Origin of the sequence: Parvimonas sp. D9, from assembly GCF_035282565.1 — a bacterium.
GTDB classification, from domain to species: domain Bacteria; phylum Bacillota; class Clostridia; order Tissierellales; family Peptoniphilaceae; genus Parvimonas; species Parvimonas micra.
Window position 1 is genome coordinate 1 of the sequence record NZ_JAYKBM010000266.1, and the last position, 236, is coordinate 236.

The window sequence follows — 236 nt, forward strand, 5'->3', positions numbered from 1 at the left end:
GCTTGTGCAGCCACATCAAAGCCAACGATCGCATCAGCAATGGTATCGTTTACGTTCTTCACAGCTTTGAGAACGCCTTTTCCTACGTATTTCTTTTTATCATTATCACGAAGTTCAACGGCTTCGTGAATACCTGTACTGGCTCCACTTGGAACAGCGGCACGGCCTAAGGCTCCGTCATCGGTTAATACATCTACTTCTACAGTGGGGTTGCCACGACTGTCGAGTATTTGACG

At 47.5% G+C, this 236-nt stretch carries 1 pseudogene; it reads right to left on the reverse strand.

What is annotated here, in order from left to right:
* Window positions 1-236 (reverse strand): annotated as a pseudogene (eno, locus tag VJI94_RS08835) (phosphopyruvate hydratase); the annotation flags it as partial.